This window comes from Vibrio profundum (assembly GCF_050337555.1).
In the GTDB taxonomy this organism is placed as follows: Bacteria; Pseudomonadota; Gammaproteobacteria; order Enterobacterales; family Vibrionaceae; genus Vibrio; species Vibrio profundum.
This window is the reverse complement of record NZ_JAKJTA010000009.1, coordinates 168,474-192,622: the sequence shown is the minus strand read 5'-3', so window position 1 is coordinate 192,622 and position 24,149 is coordinate 168,474. Positions and strand designations below refer to the sequence as shown.

Annotated in this window: 16 protein-coding genes; 12 read left to right on the top strand and 4 right to left on the bottom strand. The window is 43.3% G+C overall.

The window, feature by feature from the left end; translation table 11 throughout:
- The first annotated feature begins 203 nt into the window (after positions 1–203).
- Positions 204–950 carry a DUF481 domain-containing protein gene (locus tag L4C34_RS10565; protein WP_428789310.1) on the top strand — a complete coding sequence of 249 codons (747 nt, stop codon included), beginning with the start codon at positions 204–206 and terminating at the stop codon, positions 948–950.
- Positions 951–1,180: 230 nt separating this feature from the next.
- Positions 1,181–1,654 (top strand): DUF4442 domain-containing protein, encoded by a 474-nt coding sequence (locus L4C34_RS10560; protein WP_428789309.1) that lies wholly within the window; start codon positions 1,181–1,183, stop codon positions 1,652–1,654.
- Positions 1,655–1,693: 39 nt separating this feature from the next.
- On the opposite strand, the gene L4C34_RS10555 is transcribed toward L4C34_RS10560, so the two are convergent.
- Entirely contained in the window at positions 1,694–3,064 is a 1,371-nt protein-coding gene (locus L4C34_RS10555) for a hypothetical protein (RefSeq protein ID WP_428789308.1), read from the bottom strand.
- Positions 3,065–3,162: 98 nt separating this feature from the next.
- Here L4C34_RS10555 and L4C34_RS10550 point away from each other — a divergent pair, with 98 nt between their 5' ends.
- Positions 3,163–3,996, top strand: a complete 834-nt coding sequence (locus tag L4C34_RS10550) for a CvfB family protein (RefSeq protein WP_428789307.1) — start codon at positions 3,163–3,165, stop codon at positions 3,994–3,996.
- Between the two features lie 181 nt (positions 3,997–4,177).
- On the opposite strand, the gene rsmF is transcribed toward L4C34_RS10550, so the two are convergent.
- From rsmF to L4C34_RS10535, 3 genes are all read right to left on the bottom strand, one after another.
- Positions 4,178–5,599 carry a 16S rRNA (cytosine(1407)-C(5))-methyltransferase RsmF gene (gene rsmF / locus L4C34_RS10545; protein ID WP_428789306.1) on the bottom strand — a complete coding sequence of 474 codons (1,422 nt, stop codon included), beginning with the start codon at positions 5,597–5,599 and terminating at the stop codon, positions 4,178–4,180.
- A 155-nt stretch (positions 5,600–5,754) separates the two neighbouring features.
- Entirely contained in the window at positions 5,755–8,406 is a 2,652-nt protein-coding gene (locus L4C34_RS10540) for a PqiB family protein (protein WP_428789305.1), read from the bottom strand.
- On the bottom strand, positions 8,390–9,619 hold the full coding sequence (locus L4C34_RS10535; protein ID WP_428789304.1) for a PqiA/YebS family transporter subunit: 1,230 nt from the start codon (positions 9,617–9,619) through the stop codon (positions 8,390–8,392). The genes L4C34_RS10540 and L4C34_RS10535 overlap by 17 nt, the downstream gene beginning before the upstream one ends.
- Before the next feature lie 283 nt (positions 9,620–9,902).
- On the opposite strand from L4C34_RS10535, the gene L4C34_RS10530 reads away from it, so the two are divergent.
- The 9 genes from L4C34_RS10530 (at position 9,903) to L4C34_RS10490 (ending at position 24,106) form a co-directional block, all read left to right on the top strand.
- Positions 9,903–10,397: a GAF domain-containing protein gene (locus L4C34_RS10530; RefSeq protein ID WP_428789303.1), complete on the top strand. Its 495-nt coding sequence runs from the start codon at positions 9,903–9,905 to the stop codon at positions 10,395–10,397.
- 100 nt (positions 10,398–10,497) lie between these two features.
- On the top strand, positions 10,498–11,124 hold the full coding sequence (gene proQ, locus L4C34_RS10525; protein ID WP_428789302.1) for an RNA chaperone ProQ: 627 nt from the start codon (positions 10,498–10,500) through the stop codon (positions 11,122–11,124).
- Positions 11,125–11,141: 17 nt separating this feature from the next.
- A complete protein-coding gene (gene prc / locus L4C34_RS10520; protein WP_428789301.1) occupies positions 11,142–13,136 on the top strand; it encodes a carboxy terminal-processing peptidase in 1,995 nt (664 codons plus the stop codon).
- 140 nt (positions 13,137–13,276) lie between these two features.
- The gene (locus L4C34_RS10515) at positions 13,277–13,954 is read left to right on the top strand and encodes a hypothetical protein (protein WP_428789300.1); all 678 of its coding nucleotides are present in this window, start codon (positions 13,277–13,279) and stop codon (positions 13,952–13,954) included.
- Positions 13,955–14,133: 179 nt separating this feature from the next.
- Positions 14,134–16,740 carry an aminopeptidase N gene (pepN, locus tag L4C34_RS10510; protein WP_428789299.1) on the top strand — a complete coding sequence of 869 codons (2,607 nt, stop codon included), beginning with the start codon at positions 14,134–14,136 and terminating at the stop codon, positions 16,738–16,740.
- Between the two features lie 64 nt (positions 16,741–16,804).
- Positions 16,805–17,023: a DUF2835 domain-containing protein gene (locus tag L4C34_RS10505; protein ID WP_428789333.1), complete on the top strand. Its 219-nt coding sequence runs from the start codon at positions 16,805–16,807 to the stop codon at positions 17,021–17,023.
- 189 nt (positions 17,024–17,212) lie between these two features.
- Positions 17,213–22,069: an NAD-glutamate dehydrogenase gene (locus tag L4C34_RS10500; RefSeq protein ID WP_428789298.1), complete on the top strand. Its 4,857-nt coding sequence runs from the start codon at positions 17,213–17,215 to the stop codon at positions 22,067–22,069.
- 259 nt (positions 22,070–22,328) lie between these two features.
- A complete protein-coding gene (gene pyrD / locus L4C34_RS10495) occupies positions 22,329–23,339 on the top strand; it encodes a quinone-dependent dihydroorotate dehydrogenase (protein ID WP_428789297.1) in 1,011 nt (336 codons plus the stop codon).
- Positions 23,340–23,563: 224 nt separating this feature from the next.
- Positions 23,564–24,106 carry a cell division protein ZapC gene (locus tag L4C34_RS10490; protein ID WP_428789296.1) on the top strand — a complete coding sequence of 181 codons (543 nt, stop codon included), beginning with the start codon at positions 23,564–23,566 and terminating at the stop codon, positions 24,104–24,106.
- The last annotated feature ends 43 nt before the right edge of the window (positions 24,107–24,149 follow it).

Sequence of the window (24,149 nt, the reverse complement as noted above, 5' to 3'; positions counted from 1 at the left end):
CGTAGGGGATATATTTCGTAGGAGATACTGTGGTCCTTAAAGCTTGGCTCTCAAAAGCTTAGTTTCAAAGTGTAGCTCTCAATTTTTTTTGAATTTACCCTTAATTAACATCTTTGGGGGTTTTTGATTACAAGTTGTTATCTTTTGTTGTGTTACAAAAAGCCGTATACCAATAAAAGTTTGTCTTTATTAGAGGTGGCAAGATGACAACAAACTCCCTTTCAATTACCTGTTTGGCATTGTCTGTTTTTTTATCATTACCCGCTGTCGCTAAGGATACCGACGAGGATACAGGGGATACACCTTGGTCGGGAAGTGTCCAGTTTGGTTTTAGTGCAACCGGGGGTAACAATGATTCTACTAGCACTAATGGCGGAGTGACTGTCCTTTATCAAAAAAACAAATGGAGCAACAAACTCGACTTCGATGCTATTGATAGCACCAGTAATGGTGAAACCGCATCCAAAATCTATGATATGGAAGTGGGAGTGAACTACTATCAAACGGATAAAAATTTCGTCTCTTACACCAGCAGTAATACGTACAACGAGTTTAGCACTTACGATATTACGCTTATCAACGCGTTAGGGCTGGGTCGGAGACTTGTGAACAATAAAAACGTAACCCTAGATGTTCAACTCGGTCCAGGTTACCGATTCCAACGTGTCGCTGAGACAGGCGAAAAAAATGAGGAAATGATAGGTCAGGTTTCAAGCAACTTTGTTTGGCATATCAGTAAACTCGCTTCATTCGTTCAATCACTCAATGTTAACAGCGGCAACGACAATACACAGATAAAAGCGAAATCTGCTCTGACGACAAAAATACTCGAGAATCTCGGACTGCAACTTGGCTATACCGTTACTCATAACACTAACCAGCCAGAAGGCAGTACCAATACCGAGAAAACAGATTATTACTCAAGTGTTAATGTCATCTACTCTTTTTAGTGCGTACTTGATTGCAATCTCCTTAGGCACTCACGGGATCTGCCTAGGGAGAGCCTAGGAAAATTGTGTCATGGAGCCAAACTCTTTATTGATATATAGGTCCGAGAATATATAAGTTCACAGCCATTGTGCGGCATGACAAGGTTTACGGAGTGGTAAACGCCCAAATGTTGACTTCTGAATGTTGGGGATGTTAACTGGTCTGATGACTATTTTTTAAAGGAATCAGAATGCTATCCCCTGTCGCGAGAGCAAATATCTATCTGAAATTTTTCGGCTTTTTTAAAGTACCCTTCATTTGGTTAACCCGTGCGAAAGTATTACGGTTAGACGAAAGTAGCGTTGAAATTAAGATCCCACTAAAACGGAAAACTAAAAACCACTTAAATAGCATGTATTTTGGTGCACTGGCTATTGGGGCAGATGTGGCGGGTGGGTTTATGGCGATGACTAAGGCAAAGCAGAATAACATGCGCATCTCATTGGCCTTCAAACATGTTGAAGGCCGGTTTATCCAGCGAGCGGAAAGTGACGTGCATTTTATCTGCGATGATGGTGCCGTGATCGATAAGATGCTGGCAACAACGATGGAGACGGGTGAGCGAGTGAACGAAAGTGTTCGGATTACGGCAGTTTGTCCTGCGATTGATCGTAACCAAGCTGTTGCTGAATTTGATCTTACTCTGTCCGTTAAACGGTATTAGCTGTCGAGCCTATTGCCTATAATAGCTCACGCTTCATGGTTACTCGTCACTCGAAGAACTAGTGAGTTCAATCTGCTCAATCGCAACAATTTTGCTACGGTTGAGCACGATTTTCCAACGGTAATATTGCGCCCCGTTGATCTTGTCGTACTCCTTGACGATAAGATTAAATAAGTGCCGCTTTTCAACGGCTTCTTTACTGACTTGCCCTTTACTCAGCGTGTAAACTTTGTCGCTGCCTTTATCCATCAAACGAGTAAATGAGCGCAAGTTGAAGAAACTGACTTCTCGTGTTTCTTCGTAGCCACTCATAAATCTAGAGGTCGACATTTCAGTCTCTGAGCGATAGTGCAAAATCTTCTCTTCTCGCTGCACAACACGCTTTTTCCTAATGGTTTGAATGCGATCAGGAAGGCTTGAGAGCAGCTTGTAGTCGAGCCATTCAAGCTTTTGTCCGACGGTTTTCTTAGTTGTTGGGTCGGTATATCGCTTACGCCATTTCGGTTTGTTTTTGCGAACCCATCGCCATAGCGCATCTCTAAGGTCGTCTTTAAATATTTCACGTACCGCGTATAACAAAGACATGATTGCAATAAAAGATAAGGTGATTTCACCCCAATAATCGCGAGCCATAATGGCCATGATGGTAACAAACACCATGACAAAACCAGTCGCTATGCCTTTTGATGCACGGCGCAGGTTTTTGCCGAGAGTAATGGTGCTTTCTTGCAATAAGATTGGGTGTTCAATCAAGCGCCGTAACAAGCGCATCTTATTGCTCATTTTCGTGATGTCTTGCTTAACTCGGGAGGAGTTGTAATTGTGTAGTGAGCGATGAGCTTGCTCTTTCTCTGCGATACTGATCAGCCGCTCTTTAATAACGCTATAGTCTTCCCCGCGAGCCATATTTGACACTAATGCGAGAAACTTTTGCTCGGTATACCAAGATAAATAGTTGTCGATGTTGGCGTAGTAACGCTTGAGCGTCTCTTCGAAAGGAATACTCCGGCGTAGCCGCTTGAGAATATCTAACGCGAGCTCGAGAATTACATCGACTTCTTCAGCCGTGATCGAATCTTCATCAATATTGGTTAGGTCATTGACTGCTTTATCTAGTGCAATGACATATTGGTAAGCAAATAAGCTCAAGCTGACCCTATATTGGGTCGTGGATAAACGCTTACGCTTAGCTAACCGGCTATGAACCAGCGGCAATAATGTTTTATCACTGAAGTAGGTTCGTTTTTGCTGGATGGAATTATAGTAAAATTCGTTTTCGCCGAGAATTTCCTTTGTGAGACTTAACTCACCGGGAATAAACAAAAAGATATCGAGATCAGATTGCTTGGAAGCGCCTATTGCATGAGAGATTTTGAGTGTTATAGCGTCATGTTTATCAACAGTGACCAACGACAGCTCCTTAAAAACATGTAAATTTCCAAGGTAATAAAGGAAAGCATAACAGAGATTATGTATAATCACCGCAAATTTCAGATGAGAGACGTAAGATGATTAAAGTAGGACAAGTAAACAGCCTAGAAGTTGTGAAGCTTGCTGAGTTTGGCCTTTTTCTAGATGCAAAAGAGTATGGTTCCACCTTGTTGCCGACTCGACATGTACCTGAAGGCGCAGAAGTTGGCCAGTTTCTAGACGTGTTTCTCTATTTTGACTCTGACAACCAAATCGTTGCGACGTCTGATAAACCCATTGCTCAAGTAGGTGAATGGGGACTGATGGAAGTGCAAGCGGTGAATAGTACTGGTGCATTTGTGAATTGGGGCATCAAAGAAAAAGACTTACTTGTTCCGTTCAGTGAGCAACGAGGTAAATTATCTGCAGGACAAAACTTGCTGGTGCATGTATACCGAGACAACGCGTCTGGCCGTGTTGTCGGCACGAATAAGTTCAACAAGTTATTGGATAAAACGCCTGCAAATTATAGCGTTAATCAAGTTGTCGATCTGTTGATTGCTGAGCGTAGTGAATTGGGTTACAAAGCGATTGTTAATGGCGCTCATTGGGGAATGATTTTCTCGTCAGACGTGTTTGGTAAACTTTTTGTGGGCAAGAAGCTAAAAGGTTATATCAAATCAGTTCGAGAAGATGGAAAAATTGATCTTTCATTGCAGAAAGTCGGCGTAGAGAGGCTTGATGATTTGAGCCAAAAAATCTTAGATACCCTTGAGAAAAAAGGTGGCTTCTTGCCACTAAATGATAAGTCTTCCCCAGACGCTATTTTCTCGGTGTTTCGTACCAGTAAAGGAACCTTTAAGAAGACAATTGGCGGCTTATATAAGCAAGGTAAGTTAGTGATCGAAAAGGATGGGATCCGCTTAGTATAAGCTTGATTGAATTTTAGGTAAGAAAAAAGGCCCAGACTGGCAAAAGTGTGGGCCTAGGGGAAGGGCTCAAGATTGAGCCTAGCTAACCTATTGATTCATATCTTCTATTTTCTTACTTAAGTCTAGTACATTACGGCAGTATTGCTAGGCTGTTATGGCTCTAGCCACTAAAGCATCTGGTTTAAAACAGGTTTTTGTCTCTTACTAGCTCTCGCGGTAAGCCGTTTTTAATTCGATTTCCAACCCATTTCCCTAGCCCAATCACTTGTCGCTGGAAGGTCACGAGTACTGCACCTTTTCCGGCATCGTTTGGTCGCACATCGCGACCCATATACCACTCTCTGGCGTCATCTTTTGATAGTTCAACGCAATTGGATTCTTCACCTGTGGCCAGTGCCGTAGCAACTTGATGAAACCATTTATAGCCCGTTTTATGACTTTGCGCGATCTTGATGCCCATTCTTGAGAAACGTAGCTCTCCCAACATAGGTTCAAGTGAGTTGGGGAATAACCAAACGTCTTTTTCACGTAGCCACAATGACATGTCAGTTGGGATTGAAATGTTTAGCTCTGAACAAAGCTGGTTTTCGATCTGCTGGTGTTGCTTGGTGTTGGCTTTTTCAAACGGGAATCGACCTAGTCTTTTATTCACTTCAGGTGGCGTGACCGATTTCAGTTTACGAAATTTAGCAACGAAAAAGCCTTCACTATCATAGGTATGTGGAAAAACATGTAGAAAGCCTTCTTCCGTTGTCGCTTTTTCTGCCCCGTCGAACAAGGTATTTAGCGACTGAGCTTCAATAGCTTCACCAAAAGTGTTGAGTAAATAGTGACAAACATTCTGGTTTTCTTCATGGCTCAAGGTGCAGGTTGAATAGACTAATGTTCCGCCTGTTTTTAGTGCATGGAACGCACTTTCCATCAGTTCTTGCTGGGTTTGGGCGATACTATTGATACTGGAGAGGCTCCAGTTTTTTAGCGCATCGGCATCTTTGCGGATTGTTCCTTCACCCGAGCAAGGCGCATCAAGCAGTACAGCATCAAACTGTTCTGGTAGCCAACCACCGAATACCCGACCATCAAAATTGGTCAGGGCGCTGTTTCTTACACCACATCGCTCTATATTGGCATGCAATACTTTGACTCGGCTGGCAGCATATTCATTGGCAACAATCACGCCTTGATGATTCATCTTTGCTGCAATTTGAGTGGTCTTTGAGCCAGGAGCCGCCGCCATATCCAATACGGCACAATAGTCGCTGTCGTCACCGTTATATAAAGCTGTGACTGGCAGCATAGAGCTGGCTTCTTGGATATAAAATTGCCCAGCCATGTGTTCAGCACTGTTGCCCAGTGGTGTGAGCGATTCGTCAGCGTCAATCCAAAAACCGTTTTCACACCATGGGATTGGCGTGAGTTGCCAATCGTGTGACTCGGCACATCGCATAAATTCTTCTACCGTGGTTTTGAGGGTGTTCACACGAACGCTTTTTCTAAGCGGACGTTGGCAGGACGAGATAAAATCGTCCATCGAGCAATCTTTAGGTAGAATTTTCTCGATATGGCTGAGGAATTCAGCCGGTAGGTAGACATCTGAATGCAATGTTCTGACTCATTTCTTGATTATAATAGCGCGATTATACCTAACTCATTCATAGATTGGGAGACGATTACCAATCTTCAGCTCAGTAAGAGTTAAAGGCTAAGAGTTAGGGAGTAAGGGTGAGAAGCTAGGAGCTAGATAATGGGTTTCGCTATTCAGGTTTTAGGTATCGCCAGTCGCCAATCTTCCCAGCCTTCTTTTATCGAGGCATTGAGGTAAAACGAACGCCCTTGTTTTGCTTGGGGGGCAAGTACAGTGTTATCGGGGGTAGAAAACGCGATCCCGCCGTTAATCAGGCTTTCTAAAGTGCCTGAGTGTATATTGGCACCAGAGAGCCCGATAGAAAAGTCTACGCCAGAAACATTCCAAAAGACGCTATTCTTACGTACTAAATACGCATAGTCCGATTCCACGGCGATAGTGACCATCACACGGTCGGCCAAGTCTCCTAGTTGGACGTTTCGTACATTGCCGACTTTGATGCCACGATAGAGTATTGGTGTATCAGTTTTGATTGCTCCTCTATGCTCACTTTGTAAGTTAAAGGTGACGCTGTTGAAATTAGCGGGTGCCGAGTGCAATTCGAACTGGGTATTGGCTTTGCCTTGTCCGGGCTCGACCCAAACTTCATCACCAAGAATATTGGCTAAGTGTTCAACGCCGCTAAGTCCTAGTTTTGGAGAAGCAAGCCAAAAGTAGCTCCCTCGGCGGGTAATAACTTTGTCATAAGGCTTATAAATGGTGGCCTTAATTCGACTTCCTCCATTTTTTAGATTGGGAAGAATGCTTTCCACTGTTCCAATCTCAACACCTTGATATTTGATACTGGTACCCGGGCTTAGGTTGGTTACTTGCTTTGCAGTAAGGTGAATAGTACTGCCGGAATTTTTGACTGAGTTTAAACTCTCGTAGAGCTTCCAATACTTTCCGACTTTGTTTTTTGTTTCTGGTACTTGGTCAAAAGCGATAGCGCCAGAGATGAGTGATTTTAAAGAGGAAGTGGATACTTTTACGCCACTTAATGATGCGTCTATTTTTACCCCTGAGGCATTCCAAAAAACACTGTCTTTGGTTAGGAGGTGACGAAACTTATTGTCAATCTTACTATGGATCAGAACCCCTTCTTTGGTTAGCTTAAAATCCACGATTTTACCGACGGGTAAGTTTCGATAGAGGACAGGACTCCCCGCAGAAACTGAAGGCAGCTTTTGGCTATAAAGGTAAATATCCTTTGATTGCTTTTGGTTAAACAAAGCCAGTTTCGCTAAAGGTTCGCTGCCAAATAGAGCGTAAGAAACGGTTTTTTTACTTTTATCGTGACTAATGCTTTTCCCAGCACTAACAAAATCAATAGAAGTGCTGAGCAATTGTTTGATTGGCGGCGAATCAATCGCTATACCAGAATCGGCAAGTGAGATTTTAGTATGGTTAGCGATGTAGAAGCGGTTTTTGGACTTGAGTAAATGAGTGTACTGCTTGGTAATGGAAGCTTTGATCAGAACCTGTTGCTGTTTGAGTTCAATATGTTTAACTTCACCGACACTGATCCCTCTATATCTAATTTTGTCACCGATACTCAGGCCGTATGCGTCGTCGGCCACTAACTGAATAAACACGGTGTCTGGGTTAGGCAGAGAAAGCTGACCTTTTCGATACGCTACGAACTCTCGCGCTGACTTACCGCTACTAGGGGCAATGGTCAGGTAGTTGCCCATGACAAGGTTAGATAGATTGTCCATAGAGGAGAAAGACAATTGTGGTTCTTCTAACACAAATCGGGTGTGGTCGGTGAGCATGTCTTCAAAGGCGGGTTGAATCGCGGCGTGTGCGATGGTGCTATTCCTATCTTTACTAAGCTCAAGCGTCGTGACTTGTCCAATTTGTATATCACGGAACATGATCGGTGCGCCTGATGGCTTTATCTGATTATTGTCTGGTAGCGTGATACGGATTGGGATCCCTCGACCTGCGGTTTTTATGTCGCGATACAGTTTAAATTCTTGGTTGTTCACTGCGGGCTCGCCACCATTAGGGGAGTCCACTGCGATTGCGCCTGATAATAAGGCGCCAAGGCTGGTGAGTTGCACGTCGATCCCATCCGCACCGAGATGTGCGCCGACACCACTGATGTTCCAAAAGCGGCTATCTTCGGTAATGATGTGTTTGTATTCTTTATTGATAGACGCCTGAATCAGTACCCCATGATCTTTGTCGATGAGCTGATAGCCGTATACTTCACCAATGGGGATTTTTCGGTAAAGGATTTGAGATCCCACAGAGATCCCACCAAGATCTCTTGCTATTAGTCGAATGTTCAAACCGCCTCTCGCATGAATATCGGGAGGGGGGATATCCAAAGCGCGAAAGTTCGTTTCGGCTTCCGATGGCATTGGACTTGGTTGAATGGCGATGTAGTTGCCTGACACTAGCGCATCCAGCCCCTTAATCCCTGATAGGTTGGCGGTGGGCTTCACTAGCCAAAAGCGGGTGTTTTTCTTAAGTAGCTTAGTGGCTTCGGGGTAAACCTTAGCATCAACGTAGATACTTTTTAGATTGTCAGACAACACGATGTCTTGCACTACGCCTACTTCTAGCCCGTGATAACGTAACGTCGTTCTACCTGCGATTAACCCTTGTGCATCAGAAAAGTGTATTTGAATGCGCTGGCCTGAATCTCGTATGGATTCCGAGAGTAGCCAACTGACCAACACGATAGTGACAACGGGCAAGATCCACAGTGGTGATATCTTCCTTGAATTTTTAATCGTTGGTGCTGAAGCTGATGTTGAATCAGGCTCGTTCTTCATGGCGTTGGTCCAAATTTTTCCATATCACTTGTGGGTTGATCGATTCAGTCGCCAAGATGGAGCATACGACTACTACGGCAAATGCAACAGCGCCTAGCCCTGGGGTAAAGTGGAGCAATTGCCCGCGGTCGACCAATGTCAGCATTATTGAGATAACAAAAAGGTCGACCATCGACCATTTTCCTATCCATTTTAGCAGTGAGTGAACCCGCATGCTGATATGGGGCAGAAAAGCGTTACTGCCGTGCACTGAAACGAGTATGTAAGCGAGTCCAACTATTTTCAAAAAAGGGACTAATATACTGGCAATAAAGATAATAACGGCAATACCATATAAGTCATGATCCACTAGAGACACGACACCAGAGAAGATAGTATCTTCCGTGCGGTTGCCATTGGTCGTCAGGATTGAGATAGGTATTAAATTTGCGGGAAAAATAGCAATGCCCGCGGTAATCAAGTAAGCCCAAGGTTTCTGTAGGGAAAATTGTTTCTCCGGTGTCATTTTACTTTTGCAACGCAGGCAGCGATGACCTAGCGGCTGAGTCAGTTGACAATGCGTACATATACTCGAGCGATGTGTATGTTCTAGTTCGGATTCTTCCTGCCAAGTATTCCAGTATTGCAGGACATCGATTCGACATAGCAGCAGCACGGTTAGCACTTGGAGGATAATAAGTGCGATTAGACCTGTTCCGATAAAAATACTGGCATAGTCTTGCAACTTAAAACAGGCAATGGCTACGCTGACCAAGAAAACATCGATCATTACCCAGTATTTCAGTTGCCGAATGACCCAAAGAGATCGCTTTAACAGAGTGAACCAACGAAAGTGTAGGGCGCAGTGAGTACAAACCACCGCAATACACACTGCCAAAGGGGCAACTGAACTGCAAAATAGAACTAATAGGGCTAATGACACAAAACCACTTTGGCTTAATGCAGTGATTCCTGAAAGCAGGCTTGCGGAAATGGTGACACCAAATAAGTTAATCGTGATGAAGTGGTAGTAGTGTGCTGGGATAAGCAGTAATAGGCAGGTTACTGCCAAAGCCAGATTACCGGAAAGCTTGATACGACTCTTTTGATACACGGTTTTTCCACAGCGGGGGCAATCTGCTCTTTGTCCATCACTTAAACTGACGGCTTGGATAGGTAAGCGGCAGCTGGGGCACAGCTTGGATGTTTTAGTCTGCTCAGTTATATCCGGCATATGGATGCGTCTCTATCCTTATCTCTTCTTTTATTTCGACCAACCTATGGCGATTCTATGGCGCTTTAGTGGGTCTTCCGTTGGCATTAACGTAAATCCTCATGCTCTAACAAAAGTATAAACACTGCCTCAGCTCTAGGGTGGATAATTTTTTACACGTCTAGATGGCTAAAATATGCATGAATAGCTTGAGGCTTCAGAAAAATTCTGTGATTATTTGCTGTCAGTAAAATAGATATCGATAAACACGCAATAGCAATACACAACATAGTGGAAGTAAGTTATGTATACATTAGAGAACTATCAACGTTTGACTCGCCAAGCATTGGCTTTGATCGAAGGGGAAATCAACCTAATCGCCAATCTGTCTAATGTGAGTGCATTATTGAATATGGAACTAGAGAACATTAATTGGGTAGGATTTTATTTAACTGATAGCGAATATTTAACTGATAGCGAGCAATTGGTTCTTGGGCCATTTCAGGGTAATCCTGCTTGTGTCAGAATTCCTATGGGGCGAGGTGTGTGCGGAACAGCGGCGGCGACCAACTCCGTTCAGCGCATTGACGATGTGCATCAATTTGAAGGACACATTGCCTGTGATGCTGCAAGTAACGCTGAATTGGTTATTCCTTTCTCAATTAATGGTAAACTGCGCGGAGTGCTTGATCTCGATAGTCCTAAAGTTGGTCGATTTAGTGCTGTTGATGAAGAAGGATTAACGTTTTTGATGAATGAAATTGAAAAGGTGCTTAATTCCCACGCAAATGAAGGATAATTTATTCTTGGAGTGTGGTTTTTCATTTGCAGCTCACTATAATACCTGCAAATCTTTTTCTATACCCTTGCGGACGAAGCCGCATTAACCAGGAACCCCCATGGAAAACACTGAAAAGTTGAAGAACAGCAAAGAAGTCATTGCTTATATTGCTGAATGTTTCCCAAAGTGCTTTACTTTAGAAGGTGAAGCAAAACCTTTAAAAATTGGCATTTTTCAAGATCTTGCCGAACGATTAAATGAAGACCCTAAAGTTAGCAAAACGCAACTTCGTGCAGCTTTAAGGCAGTACACTTCTTCTTGGCGTTACTTACACGGTGTTAAACCGGGCTCTAGCCGTATTGATTTAGATGGCAATGTTTGTGGTGAGCTAGAAGAAGAGCACGTTGAGCATGCTAAAACAGCGTTGGCTGAAAGCAAAGCAAGAGCTCAAACTCGCAGAAAAGAACAAATGCAAAAAGCTCGCGAAGAAGGTAAAGCAAAGAACAAGGCAAATAAAAAGCCTCAATCGCGTCGTCCTTCTCCAAAAGCTCAGAAAGAAACGCAAAAGCCAGCTGAGTCACGCGCTTTAAACAAAGATGAGATTATCCTTGGTAAGCAAGTGAATGTGAACATGGGCAAAGGAAACATGGCAGCGACCATTGTTGAAGTCAATAAGGAAGATGTACGTGTTCAACTTTTAAACGGTCTGCAAATGGTCGTAAAAGCGGAGCACTTGCGCGCTTAAAGGAGATACTCCTACGCATGAAATCCCGTTTAAAATTGACGTTGGTAGCAGCTAGCCTTTGGCTAGCGGCTCCTTCAGTTCAAGCCCTAGAGGCACAAATTAGCAAGGACCAACTCCCGGTCCTTGCTCAAGAAACGCAGCATGAAACCGCAAGCAAACGGGTAATGTGGCGGCTAACTCAAAACCATTACAAACATATCGACCTTAACGACCAGTTTTCCAAACGTATTTTTCACCGTTATTTAGAACTTCTCGATTATAACCGTAATATCTTCACTCAAGCCGATATCGACTCCTTTGCTAAATGGTCAACACAAATTGATGATCAGCTTAAGGCGGGCGATAACACAATTGCTTTTGATGTCTATAACTTGTCTATGCGCAAGCGCTACGACAGACTCGCCTATGCACTTTCTTTACTCGATAAAGAAATGACGTTTGATAACAATGAAGCGTTGGAGCTAGATCGTACTAAAGCCTCTTGGCCTAAAGATGAAAAAGAGCTTAATGATCTTTGGCGTAAGCGCGTTAAATACGATGCGCTTAATCTTAAGATGACGGGGAAAAAATGGCCTGAGATAAAAGACATCTTAGCGAAGCGATATAACAATGCGATTAAGCGTTTAAGTCAAAGCCATGATGAAGATGCGTTTCAACTTTACATGAATGCGTTTGCGCGTGAAGTGGATCCACACACTAGTTATCTCTCTCCTCGTAATGCCGAACAATTCCAATCTGAGATGAATTTATCTTTGGAGGGGATTGGTGCAGTATTACAAACGACCGATGACTATACGGTAATTCGTTCTTTGGTCGCTGGTGGCCCGGCATCGAAAAGCCATCAACTTGGTGAAGGTGACCGGATTGTTGGTGTTGGCCAAGACAATGACAAAATCGTTGATGTGATTGGTTGGCGATTAGATGATGTCGTTCAGTTGATCAAAGGACCGAAAGGAACCAAAGTGAAGCTGGAAGTTCTCCCCGATGGGAAGGACACTAAAAGTCACGTTGTCACTATTACTCGCGATAAGATTCGTTTAGAAGATCGTGCGGTGAAATCGAAAGTTATTGAACAGTCGGGTAAGAAGATTGGCGTGCTGGAAGTTCCGAGCTTCTATGTTGGCTTGTCACGTGATACTGACAAGTTATTACAAGAGATGAAGTCACAAGGTGTCGATGGCGTGGTGGTGGATCTTCGTAATAACGGTGGTGGAGCATTAACGGAAGCAACGGCTTTATCTGGACTATTTATTAAGAGTGGACCAATCGTTCAAGTTAGGGATAGCTATGGCCGAGTGAACGTTAATAGCGATACCGACGGTAAAGAAAGCTATCAAGGCCCGATGATTGTTCTGATCAATCGATATAGTGCTTCGGCATCGGAAATCTTTGCTGCTGCGATGCAAGATTATGGTCGTGCGGTGATTGTCGGTGAGGACTCTTTTGGTAAAGGGACTGTGCAACAACATCGAACCTTAAACCAGATCTATGACTTGTTTGATAAAGAACTAGGCTATGTTCAATATACCATTCAGAAGTTTTATCGTATTGACGGTGGAAGCACACAGAATAAAGGTGTAATACCTGATATCTCTTATCCTGCTCTAATCGACCCATCGGAGACAGGAGAAAGTGTCGAAGATAATGCACTTCCCTGGGATCATATTGCACAAGCCAAATATCATCAATTGAAAGACAACCATAGTCTGGTTGCTACGCTGACGAAAGAACACGACTTACGAATTAAAGACGATATGGAGTTTCGTTTTATTGATCAAGATATTGCCAAATATCAAAAAGCGAAGAACGACAACACAATTTCGTTGAATGAGAAAGTTCGTGAGCAAGAAAGTGCAGAGGCTGATGCGCAGCGACTGTCTCGAATCAATCAGCGCCAAAAACTCAATGGATTGCCTGCTTATAAGTCTCTGGATGATGTTCCAAAGGATTATAAAAAGCCAGATGCCTACCTAGATGAAACGGTGTCTATCATGGTGGACATGATTAATTAGTTGATTTGTTAGATATAGATTGAAAGCGGGCTCTGGGAGCCCGTTTTTTATTGCCTCATTTGTCTCAGGATTGATAGTAAATAGAATCGCGTTCTTTTCTATCCGTGCCTACGCTTTATCTATAAAGAGGGCATTATGAGATGAGAAAAACCGTATTATTTTTTGTGTGGCTAACCAGTCTAGTCATGACAACTCTAGTTATGACAACTAACGCGTCAGCGAAAGTAGACCTAACCCAGTTTGACTTGCCGTTTCTGCTCGGTGATTGGTATTTAGTGAACCCTGAGCCTCGTGAAGCGGAAGAGAATTTTCGTTCAATTAAGCTTACCTTAGACTCTAGCTATGCGTTTCGCATCGATATCCAAAAGCATGACAATACGGTGGAGCACTGGGAAGGTGCGTATACAGCCAATGACACGACGCTTGTTCTCGGCGCAGAGAGTACCGAGCCACAAATCTACGCTTATTATGGTAACCATAATTTGTTGAATTTAAACGGTGTCACGTTTGTTAAAGCCCTATCAAATAAATTGGCTGGGATTTGGGCGAGTGCGCATTTAAGCGGAGAAGATCTCATTGCAAGTGGAGTTGAGAGAATGGATTTGATCTTGCAGCCCGATTTTGTATTTTTGTTCCGAGTCAGCAATACCCAAGGTCAAGAAGCGGTTCATAAAGGGGTGTATTATACCGAAGACAATAACTTGGTTCTGATTTACGAGAATGGTGAGCATAGTTCAGAATATTCTCTGGAGAATAGTCAGTTAACTCTGAAAGGAGAAGGGCAAAGTATGTTGGCGGTTCTAAATCGAGTTCAATGAGCATTCGTTGCACGTAATGTTGTCAGCAATGTTGTAAGTAATACTCGTTGTACGAATGATGAACACTAGCATTATTAGGCGGTTAGTATAGGCCTCGTTTTTCCATATTCCACTTGTATCTTGATAGCAGTCAGCGTAGAACTAGACTCATAATTGCAACTCGTCATTAGGATATGGATATGACACACACACCTCAAGCGAAATACCGCAAAGACTATGCAGCCCCTTCTCATATGATTACAGATGTCGACCTGACATTTGATTTGCACGAAACTCAAACTTTAGTGACCGCTGTATCACATGTTGAGCAGCAGGCCGATCAAACATCTTTGCGTTTAGACGGAGAGGAATTAGAGCTTAAAAGTGTCTCGATCAATGGTGAGCAATGGAGTGAGTACGAGCTGGTTGAAGGCGGCTTAGCGCTACACCAACTTCCAGAGAAATTTGAACTTACTCTTGTCACGGAAGTAAACCCTAAGGGCAACACCTTATTAGAAGGTCTTTATCTATCTGATGGTGCTTTTTGTACCCAATGTGAAGCAGAAGGCTTCCGTCGAATTACCTACTTTCTAGACCGCCCAGATGTATTAGCCAAATATACGACAACGGTTATTGCTGATAAGGCTGATTTCCCATTTTTGCTAAGCAACGGTAACCGCGTTGATCAAGGTGAGCTTGAAGGCGGGAGACATTGGACTAAGTGGCAAGACCCTCACCCGAAACCGAGTTACTTGTTCGCATTAGTGGCTGGTGACTTTGATGTGCTACAGGATAAATACCACACTCAATCAGGAAAAACGGTTGATCTTGAAATTTATGTAGATAAAGGCAACCTTAATCGGGCGAATCATGCAATGACGTCTTTGATTAATGCGATGAAATGGGATGAAGAGAGATTCAATCTAGAGTACGACCTCGATATTTACATGATTGTCGCAGTAGACTTCTTCAATATGGGTGCGATGGAGAATAAAGGGTTAAATGTCTTTAACTCTAAGTTTGTACTGGCCAATGACGAAACTGCGACGGATAAAGATTACTTAGCGATTGAAGCGGTGATCGGTCATGAGTACTTTCATAACTGGACGGGTAACCGTGTCACTTGTCGCGATTGGTTCCAATTGAGCTTAAAGGAAGGTTTAACCGTTTTCCGTGACCAAGAATTCTCCTCAGATCTGGGCTCTCGCGCTGTTAACCGTATTAACAACGTACGTATTATTCGTGGGCCACAATTTGCCGAAGATGCCAGTCCAATGTCTCATCCAATCCGACCAGAAAAAGTGATTGAGATGAATAACTTCTACACCTTGACTGTTTATGAGAAAGGCAGTGAAGTGATTCGGATGATTCATACTTTGCTGGGTGAAGAAGGCTTCCAGAAAGGCATGAAGCTATATTTTGAACGTCATGATGGTACAGCGGCTACTTGTGAAGATTTTGTTGCAGCGATGGAAGACGCTTCCAGTGTTGATCTCGGTCATTTCCGTTTATGGTATAGCCAATCCGGCACACCGACGTTATCGGTCACGGATCAGTATGATGCTGCGGCTGAGACTTACACATTAACCGTAGAACAATCGACTCAGCAGACGTTAGATCAAAGTGACAAACAAGCGCTACATATTCCCTTAGCGGTTGAGCTTTATGATTCTAAGGGAGAAAAAGTTGATTTAATTGTGGAAGGTCAGCCGATACCGAATGTACTTAACCTGACAGAAGCAAAACAAACGTTTGTGTTTGAGAAGGTAGCAGGCAAACCAGTTCCTTCTCTGTTACAAGAATTTTCGGCACCCGTGAAGCTATCTTATGACTACCAAGATGCTGATTTACAACTACTTATGGTTCATGCTGATAATGACTTTGCCCGTTGGGATGCAGGCCAAACGCTGTTGGCTAAATATATCAAACATAACATTGAACAAGTAAAAGCAGAGCGTGATGCTGAATTACCAGAATCCGTGATTGATGCGTTCCGTGGTGTTTTGTTGAATGCGGATCTTGAACCAGCGTTCGTTGCTGAGATGATGACATTGCCAAGTCATCATGAAGTAACGGGTTGGTATGAGGTTGTTGATATTGATGCTATCGATGTAGTGCTGACTTCGATTAAACAAATATTAGCGGCTGAGCTGAATGACGAACTGAGTGCGGTGTACCATAGCCTGCGCCAAAATGAATACACAATAGAGCATCACGAAATTGGTCAACGTGCTCTAAGAAACATTTGTTTGGCGTATTTAGCCCGTAATCAACAAGGTGAAGCGCTAGTGGAGCGTCAGTATCTGGAAGCAAATAACATGACAGATACGATAGCGGCGATGCAGGCAGCAAACAGTGCTCAACTGGAATGTCGCGAGCGCTTAATGCAGAGCTACAGCGAGAAGTGGACTCATGACGGCTTAGTCATGGATAAATGGTTTGCGCTACAAGGTGCGAATCCGTCTGCAGACGCTTTAGCTGTTGTCAAACAAACGATGGAACATGAAGCGTTTTCACTGAAGAACCCGAACCGCACGAGAAGTTTGGTTGGTTCATTTATGACAATGAACCCCGTTCAATTTCATGCTAAGTCAGGAGAAGGATATAAATTCGCTGGTGAAATTTTGGCTGAGTTAAATAATAGTAACCCACAAGTCGCTTCTCGTTTGATTGATCCATTATTGAAATTCAGAAAATACGATACACAGCGTCAAGAGCTGATCAAAGAACAGCTTGTTTATTTGAAAAATATGGATAATCTTGCAAAAGATTTATATGAAAAAGTTACTAAGGCACTGGAAAGTTAAATAAAGTTCAATGGCGGAGGAGTTGTCCTCTGCCTTATTATTCATCGCATCTTCTTTTTATTATATGAATACCTATATATTTTCACTCTCTATCTCATATCAATCATTTCTTGCCCACTATTCTGGTGCCGCGAGCCAAGTCCAAGTGCTGACAGACCAAGGAATGAAGCTACGAATACCCGCTTCGCGCTTTCGTCCATTTCTTATGCAAAATGGTGTGGTTGGACGCTTTAGACTAATAACTGACCACAATAGCAAGTTTATAAAGTTGGAAATGCTATAAAGCTACTGATACATAGATGTTCAAAGTAAACCCTTATCACATTCTTGATAAATTTGTATCTCCAGCCAGCTAAAACGATTAACCAAATTTCAATAAAGCTCTTACAATAACGCCATGCAATACCGACAGTAAGCACTATGCTTACTCAATCCCTACCAAAAAAACAATTTATATTGTGGAGTATTAATTATGACCGCGCGTGATACTTTAATGCCGGTGCTGCTTGAAAAAGTATATAAACTTATTCAAGACAAACTAGAGCTTGCCCACCGACCTTTAGTTACTCAACTTGCCAACCATTTGTTTAGCAACATTTCTCATGATGATTTGCATGAGAGGAACGAATCCGATCTGTACGGAGCGGTGGTTAGTCTTTGGCATCATATCAATGAGAAGAAAGCGGAAGACGTATCAGTGCGGGTGTTTAACCCAACTGTTAGCCGTCAAGGTTGGCAATCGACTCACACCATTATTGAAATCGTAGTTCCAGATAGCCCGTTTCTTGTTGATTCGATCAAAATGGCCTTGAGTCGTTTAGACTTGGCGTCACACTTAATGCTTCACGGGCCGACTCAGATTGAAAGAACAAAAGGTGGCGTGGTCAACGGGATCAATAACGGTTCTGGTGTGTTCCAATCATTGTTTCATATCGAAGTCGATCGCTTGAGCGATAAAGAGACGATGACTAATTTGAAGCAAGAGATACTGAAAGTCCTGTCAGATACAGGGTTGGTGGTACAAGACTGGCTACTGATGGTTGAGAAACTTGAGCAAGTGACTAATGACTTGCAAACTCAGGAAGCAACTCTACCTGTTGAAAGCGTTCAGTTTACCGAAACCATCCGTTTTCTACGTTGGTTAGGCGATCATAACTTTACTTTCATGGGATACAAAGAGTACGACTTAGTCGATATTGAAGGCGATACGGAACTTCGCCCTACGGAAGATATAGGACTTGGCTTATTTGCCGATCCACAACGTGTAAGAACGAGTAAGCTTTCAGAGTTTTCTGATTCGGCACGTATGGAAGCAAGAAAGCCATTTTTGTTGATCGTGACGAAGGGTAACTCCCAGTCTCATATCCACCGTCCAGCTTATACCGATTACATCGGCATTAAGAAATTTGATAAAAGTGGAAAAGTGATTGGTGAACATAGATTCACAGGTCTCTATACGTCAGCGGTGTACAACCAAAGTGTTGAAGGCATTCCGCTCATTCGCGAAAAAGTTGAGCGTATCCTAGATGCAAGTGGCTACCGTGATGGTGCATATTCATACAAAGCTCTGCACAATATTTTAGAAAACTATCCACGTGACGAACTGTTGCAAGCCGACGAAGGCGAATTGCTAGAAGTAGGGACTGGCGTAGTGCAGATGCAAGATAGAGATATGCTGCGCTTATTCGTTCGTAAAGACCCGTTTGGTCGATTCTTCAGTTGTATGGTGTATGTAACCAAAGATCGTTACAACACAGAGTTACGCCGTCACACCCAACGTATTTTGAAAAACTACTTCGGTTGTGAGCAAGAGGTTGAGTTTACAACTTACTTCTCAGAGAGCCCATTGGCTAGAACGCATTACATCGTCCGTGTTGATAATTACAATATGAATGTGAACGTAAAAAATATCGAACTGAACTTAATGGAAGCCTCATCTAACTGGGATGATCGCTTGTCCGATGCGATTGTTGCTAACTTTGGCGAAAGCAAAGGGTTGCCACTTTCAAAAGAGTATATGAGTGCTTTCCCTCGCTCCTACAAAGAAGACGTTATGCCAGGTACTGCAGTTGCAGATATCGAACGTCTGGAAGCGATTGAAGACAACAGCAAGTTGGCGATGTTATTTTATCGTCCACAAGAAACGGCGGCAGATTCCAAGGCTGTTCGTTTAAAACTTTACCATCGTGATGAACCTATTCACTTGTCAGATGTTATGCCAATGCTAGAGAACCTTGGCTTGCGTGTGATTGGTGAATCGCCTTACGAAGTGCATAAAACTAACGGTAAGACGTACTGGATCCTAGACTTTTCTATGCTGCATAAGAGCGAGAAAAATGTCGACTTGAGAGAAGCGCGAGATCGTTTCCAACAAGCATTCGCTGATATTTGGGCGGGTGAATTAGACAGTGATGGTTTCAACCGTTTGGTGCTGGGCGCATCTCTTACGGGTCGCGAGATCTCAATTCTCCGTGCTTACGCTCGCTATATGCGTCAAGTGGGCTTCCCATTCAGCCAACAATATATCGAAGATACGTTAAATCATTACCCTAACGTCGCTAAAGGTTTGGTTGAGCTGTTTAAGAAACGTTTCGATCCTAAGTATAAAGGCAGCAAAAAAGGTCAAACGGAGCTAATCAATAAGATCACTGATCAACTGGATCATGTTGAAAGCCTAGATGACGACCGTATTATTCGTCGTTACATGGAAATGATTACAGCGACATTGCGTACCAACTATTACCAGTTAGACGCGAATAAGCTGCCGAAACCTTGGCTTGCGCTTAAAATGAAGCCGAGCGAAATTCCTGACATTCCTCAGCCGGTCCCAGCATTTGAAATTTTCGTTTATGCTCCTGATATCGAAGGTGTGCATTTACGTGGTGGTAAAGTAGCGCGCGGTGGCTTACGTTGGTCTGACCGACAAGAAGATTTCCGTACGGAAATCCTAGGTTTGGTGAAAGCGCAGCAAGTGAAGAACACCGTAATTGTTCCTGTGGGAGCAAAAGGTGGCTTCGTTTGTAAACGTCAGCATAATTTTACCGGCCGTGATGAAATCTTCGCCGAAGGAAAACGCTGCTATAAGCGCTTTATTCGTGCGTTGCTCGATGTTTCTGACAACATTATAGAAGGGGAAGTGATTCCACCGAAAAATGTTGTTCGTCATGATGAAGACGACCCTTATTTGGTTGTGGCTGCCGATAAAGGTACGGCAACATTCTCTGATTTGGCTAACTCCGTATCAGACGAATACAACTTTTGGCTAGGTGATGCGTTTGCATCCGGTGGCTCTAATGGCTACGACCATAAAGCGATGGGTATCACCGCAAAAGGCGGTTGGGAATCGGTGAAACGCCACTTCCGTGAAATGGCTATCGACTGTCAAACAACTGATTTTACTGCCATTGGTGTGGGTGATATGGCAGGTGATGTGTTTGGTAACGGTATGCTGTTGTCTAAGCATATTCGCCTTCAAGCTGCGTTTAACCACTTGCACATCTTTATCGACCCGAACCCTGATTCAGCTACGAGCTGGAAAGAGCGTGATCGCCTATTTAATCTGCCACGCTCTAGCTGGGAAGATTATGACGCGAAATTAATTTCTAAAGGTGGCGCTATTTTCTCTCGCCGCGCGAAATCGATTAGCTTAACGCCAGAAATTCAAAAAATGCTTGGCACGAAAAAGGCCAATCTCGCGCCAAATGATCTAATCAAAATGATCCTGTCGATGCAGGTCGATTTGTTGTGGAATGGCGGCATCGGTACTTACGTGAAATCTTCAGCTGAAACGCACACTGAGGTGGGCGATCGCGCAAACGATGTACTTCGTATTAACGGCGCTGATCTGAAAGCAAAAGTGGTGGGCGAAGGCGGTAACCTTGGTTTAACACAGCTTGGCCGTGTTGAGTATGCTCTGACCGGTGGTCGTGTTAACACTGACTTCGTTGATAACGTGGGTGGAGTTGACTGCTCGGATAACGAAGTAAACATTAAAATCTTCCTCAATGGTTTGGTTGCTCAAGGTGATTTGACGGTTAAGCAGCGCAACACGATTCTTGAATCGATGGAAGAGGAAGTCGGTAACATTGTGTTAGACGATGCTTACTGTCAGGCAGAATCTATTTCTGTTACTGAGCGCCAAGGCGTGTCTATCGTGAAAGAACAAATTCGTTTTATTCACGATATGGAGAAAGCCGGTCACCTCAACCGTTCTCTGGAATACATTCCTGATGATGAAACTCTGCTTGAGCGTGAGAAACAAGGCAAAGCATTAACTCGCCCTGAGCTTTCAGTACTGGTCGCGTATGGCAAAATGGTCTTGAAAGAAGAGCTGGTACACGATGATATCGCGAACGATGAATTTCAGTCTCAGCTTCTGACTCATTACTTCCCAACTGAGTTGCGTAAACGCTACGTAGATCATATGGCGAATCACCCACTAAGATCAGAAATCATTGCGACGGCTTTGGCTAACCAGATGGTTAACGAAATGGGCTGTAACTTTGTTACTCGTCTGCAAGAAGAGACCGGTGCGAGCACGGCTGATATAGCGAATGCTTATACTTCTGGCCGTGAAATTTTTGCTCTAGGTGACATTCTGACTAAAGTGAGAAAACTGGATAACCAAGCAGAAGCTTCGGCTCAATATGATGTTATCTATTTTGTTCGCCGTACATTACGTCGTTTAACTCGCTGGTTATTGAGAAATCGTGCTGGTAAACATTCAGTCAAAGAGATGATTGATCTTTACCGTGCTGATGTTGTAATTATCTCGGCTAAGCTAGATGAAATGCTCGTTCCTGACGAAGTTGAAGAGCACAACCAAGTTGCACAGGCTTGGGTTGAAAGAGGCATTGATGCCGACGTAGCAAATTATGTTGCTCGTCTATCTAGTTTGTATTCAATGCTCGATATCTCAACGGTTGCGAGACAGACTAATCGTAGTATTGAGCAAACAGGCAAACTTTACTTCAACTTAGGTGATCGTTTATCTCTGCACTGGTTCTTGAAGCAGATCAACGGCCAAGGGGTAGACAACAACTGGCAAGCACTGGCTCGCGCAGCATTTAGAGAAGATTTGGATTGGCAACAGCGTCAATTAACAGCTCAAGTACTTGAGTGCCGTTGTAAATCTGAGAAGTTAGATGTGCTGGACGCATTGGATGATTGGATCATCAACAATGAACTTTCATTACACCGCTGGGAAAACATTTTGAATGAATTCAAAGTGGGTTCGGTTCATGAGTTTGCCAAATTCTCGGTTGCATTGAGGGAGCTGAACTTACTCAGCCTTAATTGCTCATGCAACGAGCCTTCTGTCGAAGCTTAATGAGTTAAGAATCCTATGATTATTAGCCCACCATTTTGGTGGGCTTTTTTATGATAGAAGGTCAGAAGGTCGGTGACGTTGTCACGCTAAGTTTCATAGCAACTACACTTAGTCACTGTGATTAGGGTATTTAAACCCGATGGGCATATACTAATCACACTCATTCGGCTGTTTTAGTTTAATTCAAATTGAATTAAATCTTAAATAAGTAAATAATACTGTCCCGTTGATATACGTACGGGTTTTTATCGGAGGCACAATGCTTTACCGTCTAGCGAGAGCTGCACTTTTTCAAATGGATGCTGAAAAATCTCATGATTTAGCAATTCAAAATTTCACCCGTTTCACGGGTACGCCACTGGATATGTTATACCGCCAGCAATTACCTCACCGCCCAGTCGAATGCATGGGGCTGACATTCAAAAACCCTGTAGGCCTAGCCGCGGGTTTGGACAAAAATGGCCAATGTATCGAAGCATTTGACGCAATGGGATTTGGCTTTGTTGAAGTCGGTACGGTAACCCCTAGAGCTCAATCTGGTAATGAAAAACCAAGGTTATTCCGTTTGCCCGATGCTGATGCGATCATAAACCGCATGGGTTTCAATAATGATGGTGTCGACCAGTTAGTTGAGAATGTAAAGAAAGCTAAGTTTGATTGCATCCTAGGTATCAATATTGGTAAAAATAAAGATACCCCGATAGAAAAGGGCGTTGATGATTACCTTTTGTGTATGGATAAAGTGTACGCATATGCCGACTATATAACGGTAAATATTTCATCACCGAATACTCCGGGGCTGCGCTCTTTGCAATATGGTGACGCTTTAGATGAATTGCTGGCCGCGTTAAAAGAGAAGCAAACGGCACTGACAGATATTCACAACAAATATGTTCCGATCACACTAAAAATTGCGCCAGATTTGAGTGACGATGAAATCAAACAGATTTGCCAATCGTTACTGCGTCACAAAATTGATGGTGTTATCGCAACCAACACGACACTCGATCGTTCACTGGTTGACGGTATGAAACACGGTCAGGAAATGGGTGGTTTGAGTGGGCGTCCAGTGCAATCTAGAAGTACGGAAGTGGTTCGTCGGTTGCATGAAGAACTTGATGGCGAAATTCCAATAGTGGGAGTAGGTGGGATTGACTCTTATGTCTCCGCGAAAGAAAAGCTTCTCTCAGGAGCTAGCCTAGTCCAAGTATATTCTGGGTTTATTTATCACGGCCCAACATTGGTTAAAGATATCGTTAAGAATCTTTAAAGGCTGATTTATACCCAAAAGCTGCGAAGGTCACTTGATATAAATATCTAGTGACCGTGTCACGCAAAAATGGTATAAAATAAGTAGTTAGTTTTCAAACAATAGAAGAGGAATGGCTGACGCTTTTCCTCTTTTTTTTTATTTATTCCTTCATAGAATTACAAAGTGTTATGTAGGTGCGGAGTTCTTGCCTACCTAATAGCCATATAGAGTGATTAGGAACAATGTTGAAACCAAGTGATAAATGGGCTTGGTACTATGACGAACAGGCTGGGCATTTAATGCTAGATCTGGGTGACGACATAGTATTTAAGACTAATTTACCGCGCAAGCTTATTGTTGATTGTGCATTTAGAGCCAATGACTTTTCGGTCGATGACGCCGCTGCTTTTCAAGTTTTTCGTGAGCAGATCGCCACACTGGATATTAGCGAGCCGAGACAAGCAGAATTGACCCTTTATTGTGTTGCAGCAAAAAGGTTCCACAAGACGGTACAACCAAGAAGTTGGTTTTTTGACCGTGCGGAATTTGCAGCGATGCCGACAGAAGGTGACATAGTTTGTCTGACGAATAGCCATAGCAAAGGGTATTTCGTTGTTCTAGATGTCGGTGACGCATCGAGCTTATGCGCATATATCGACCTAGACGAATATATTTTGTCTCCCGGTAAGACACTGGTGTTTGGCCAAGCGATAAAAGTAATGCATGACAGAATCGTATTAGCTGAATCATTAGCACAAAACCAACCCGTGTTTTTGGCGGGTTAGACTACAGAATTTCGTTCCTTTGCTTTATTTTTCATCGGCCTTT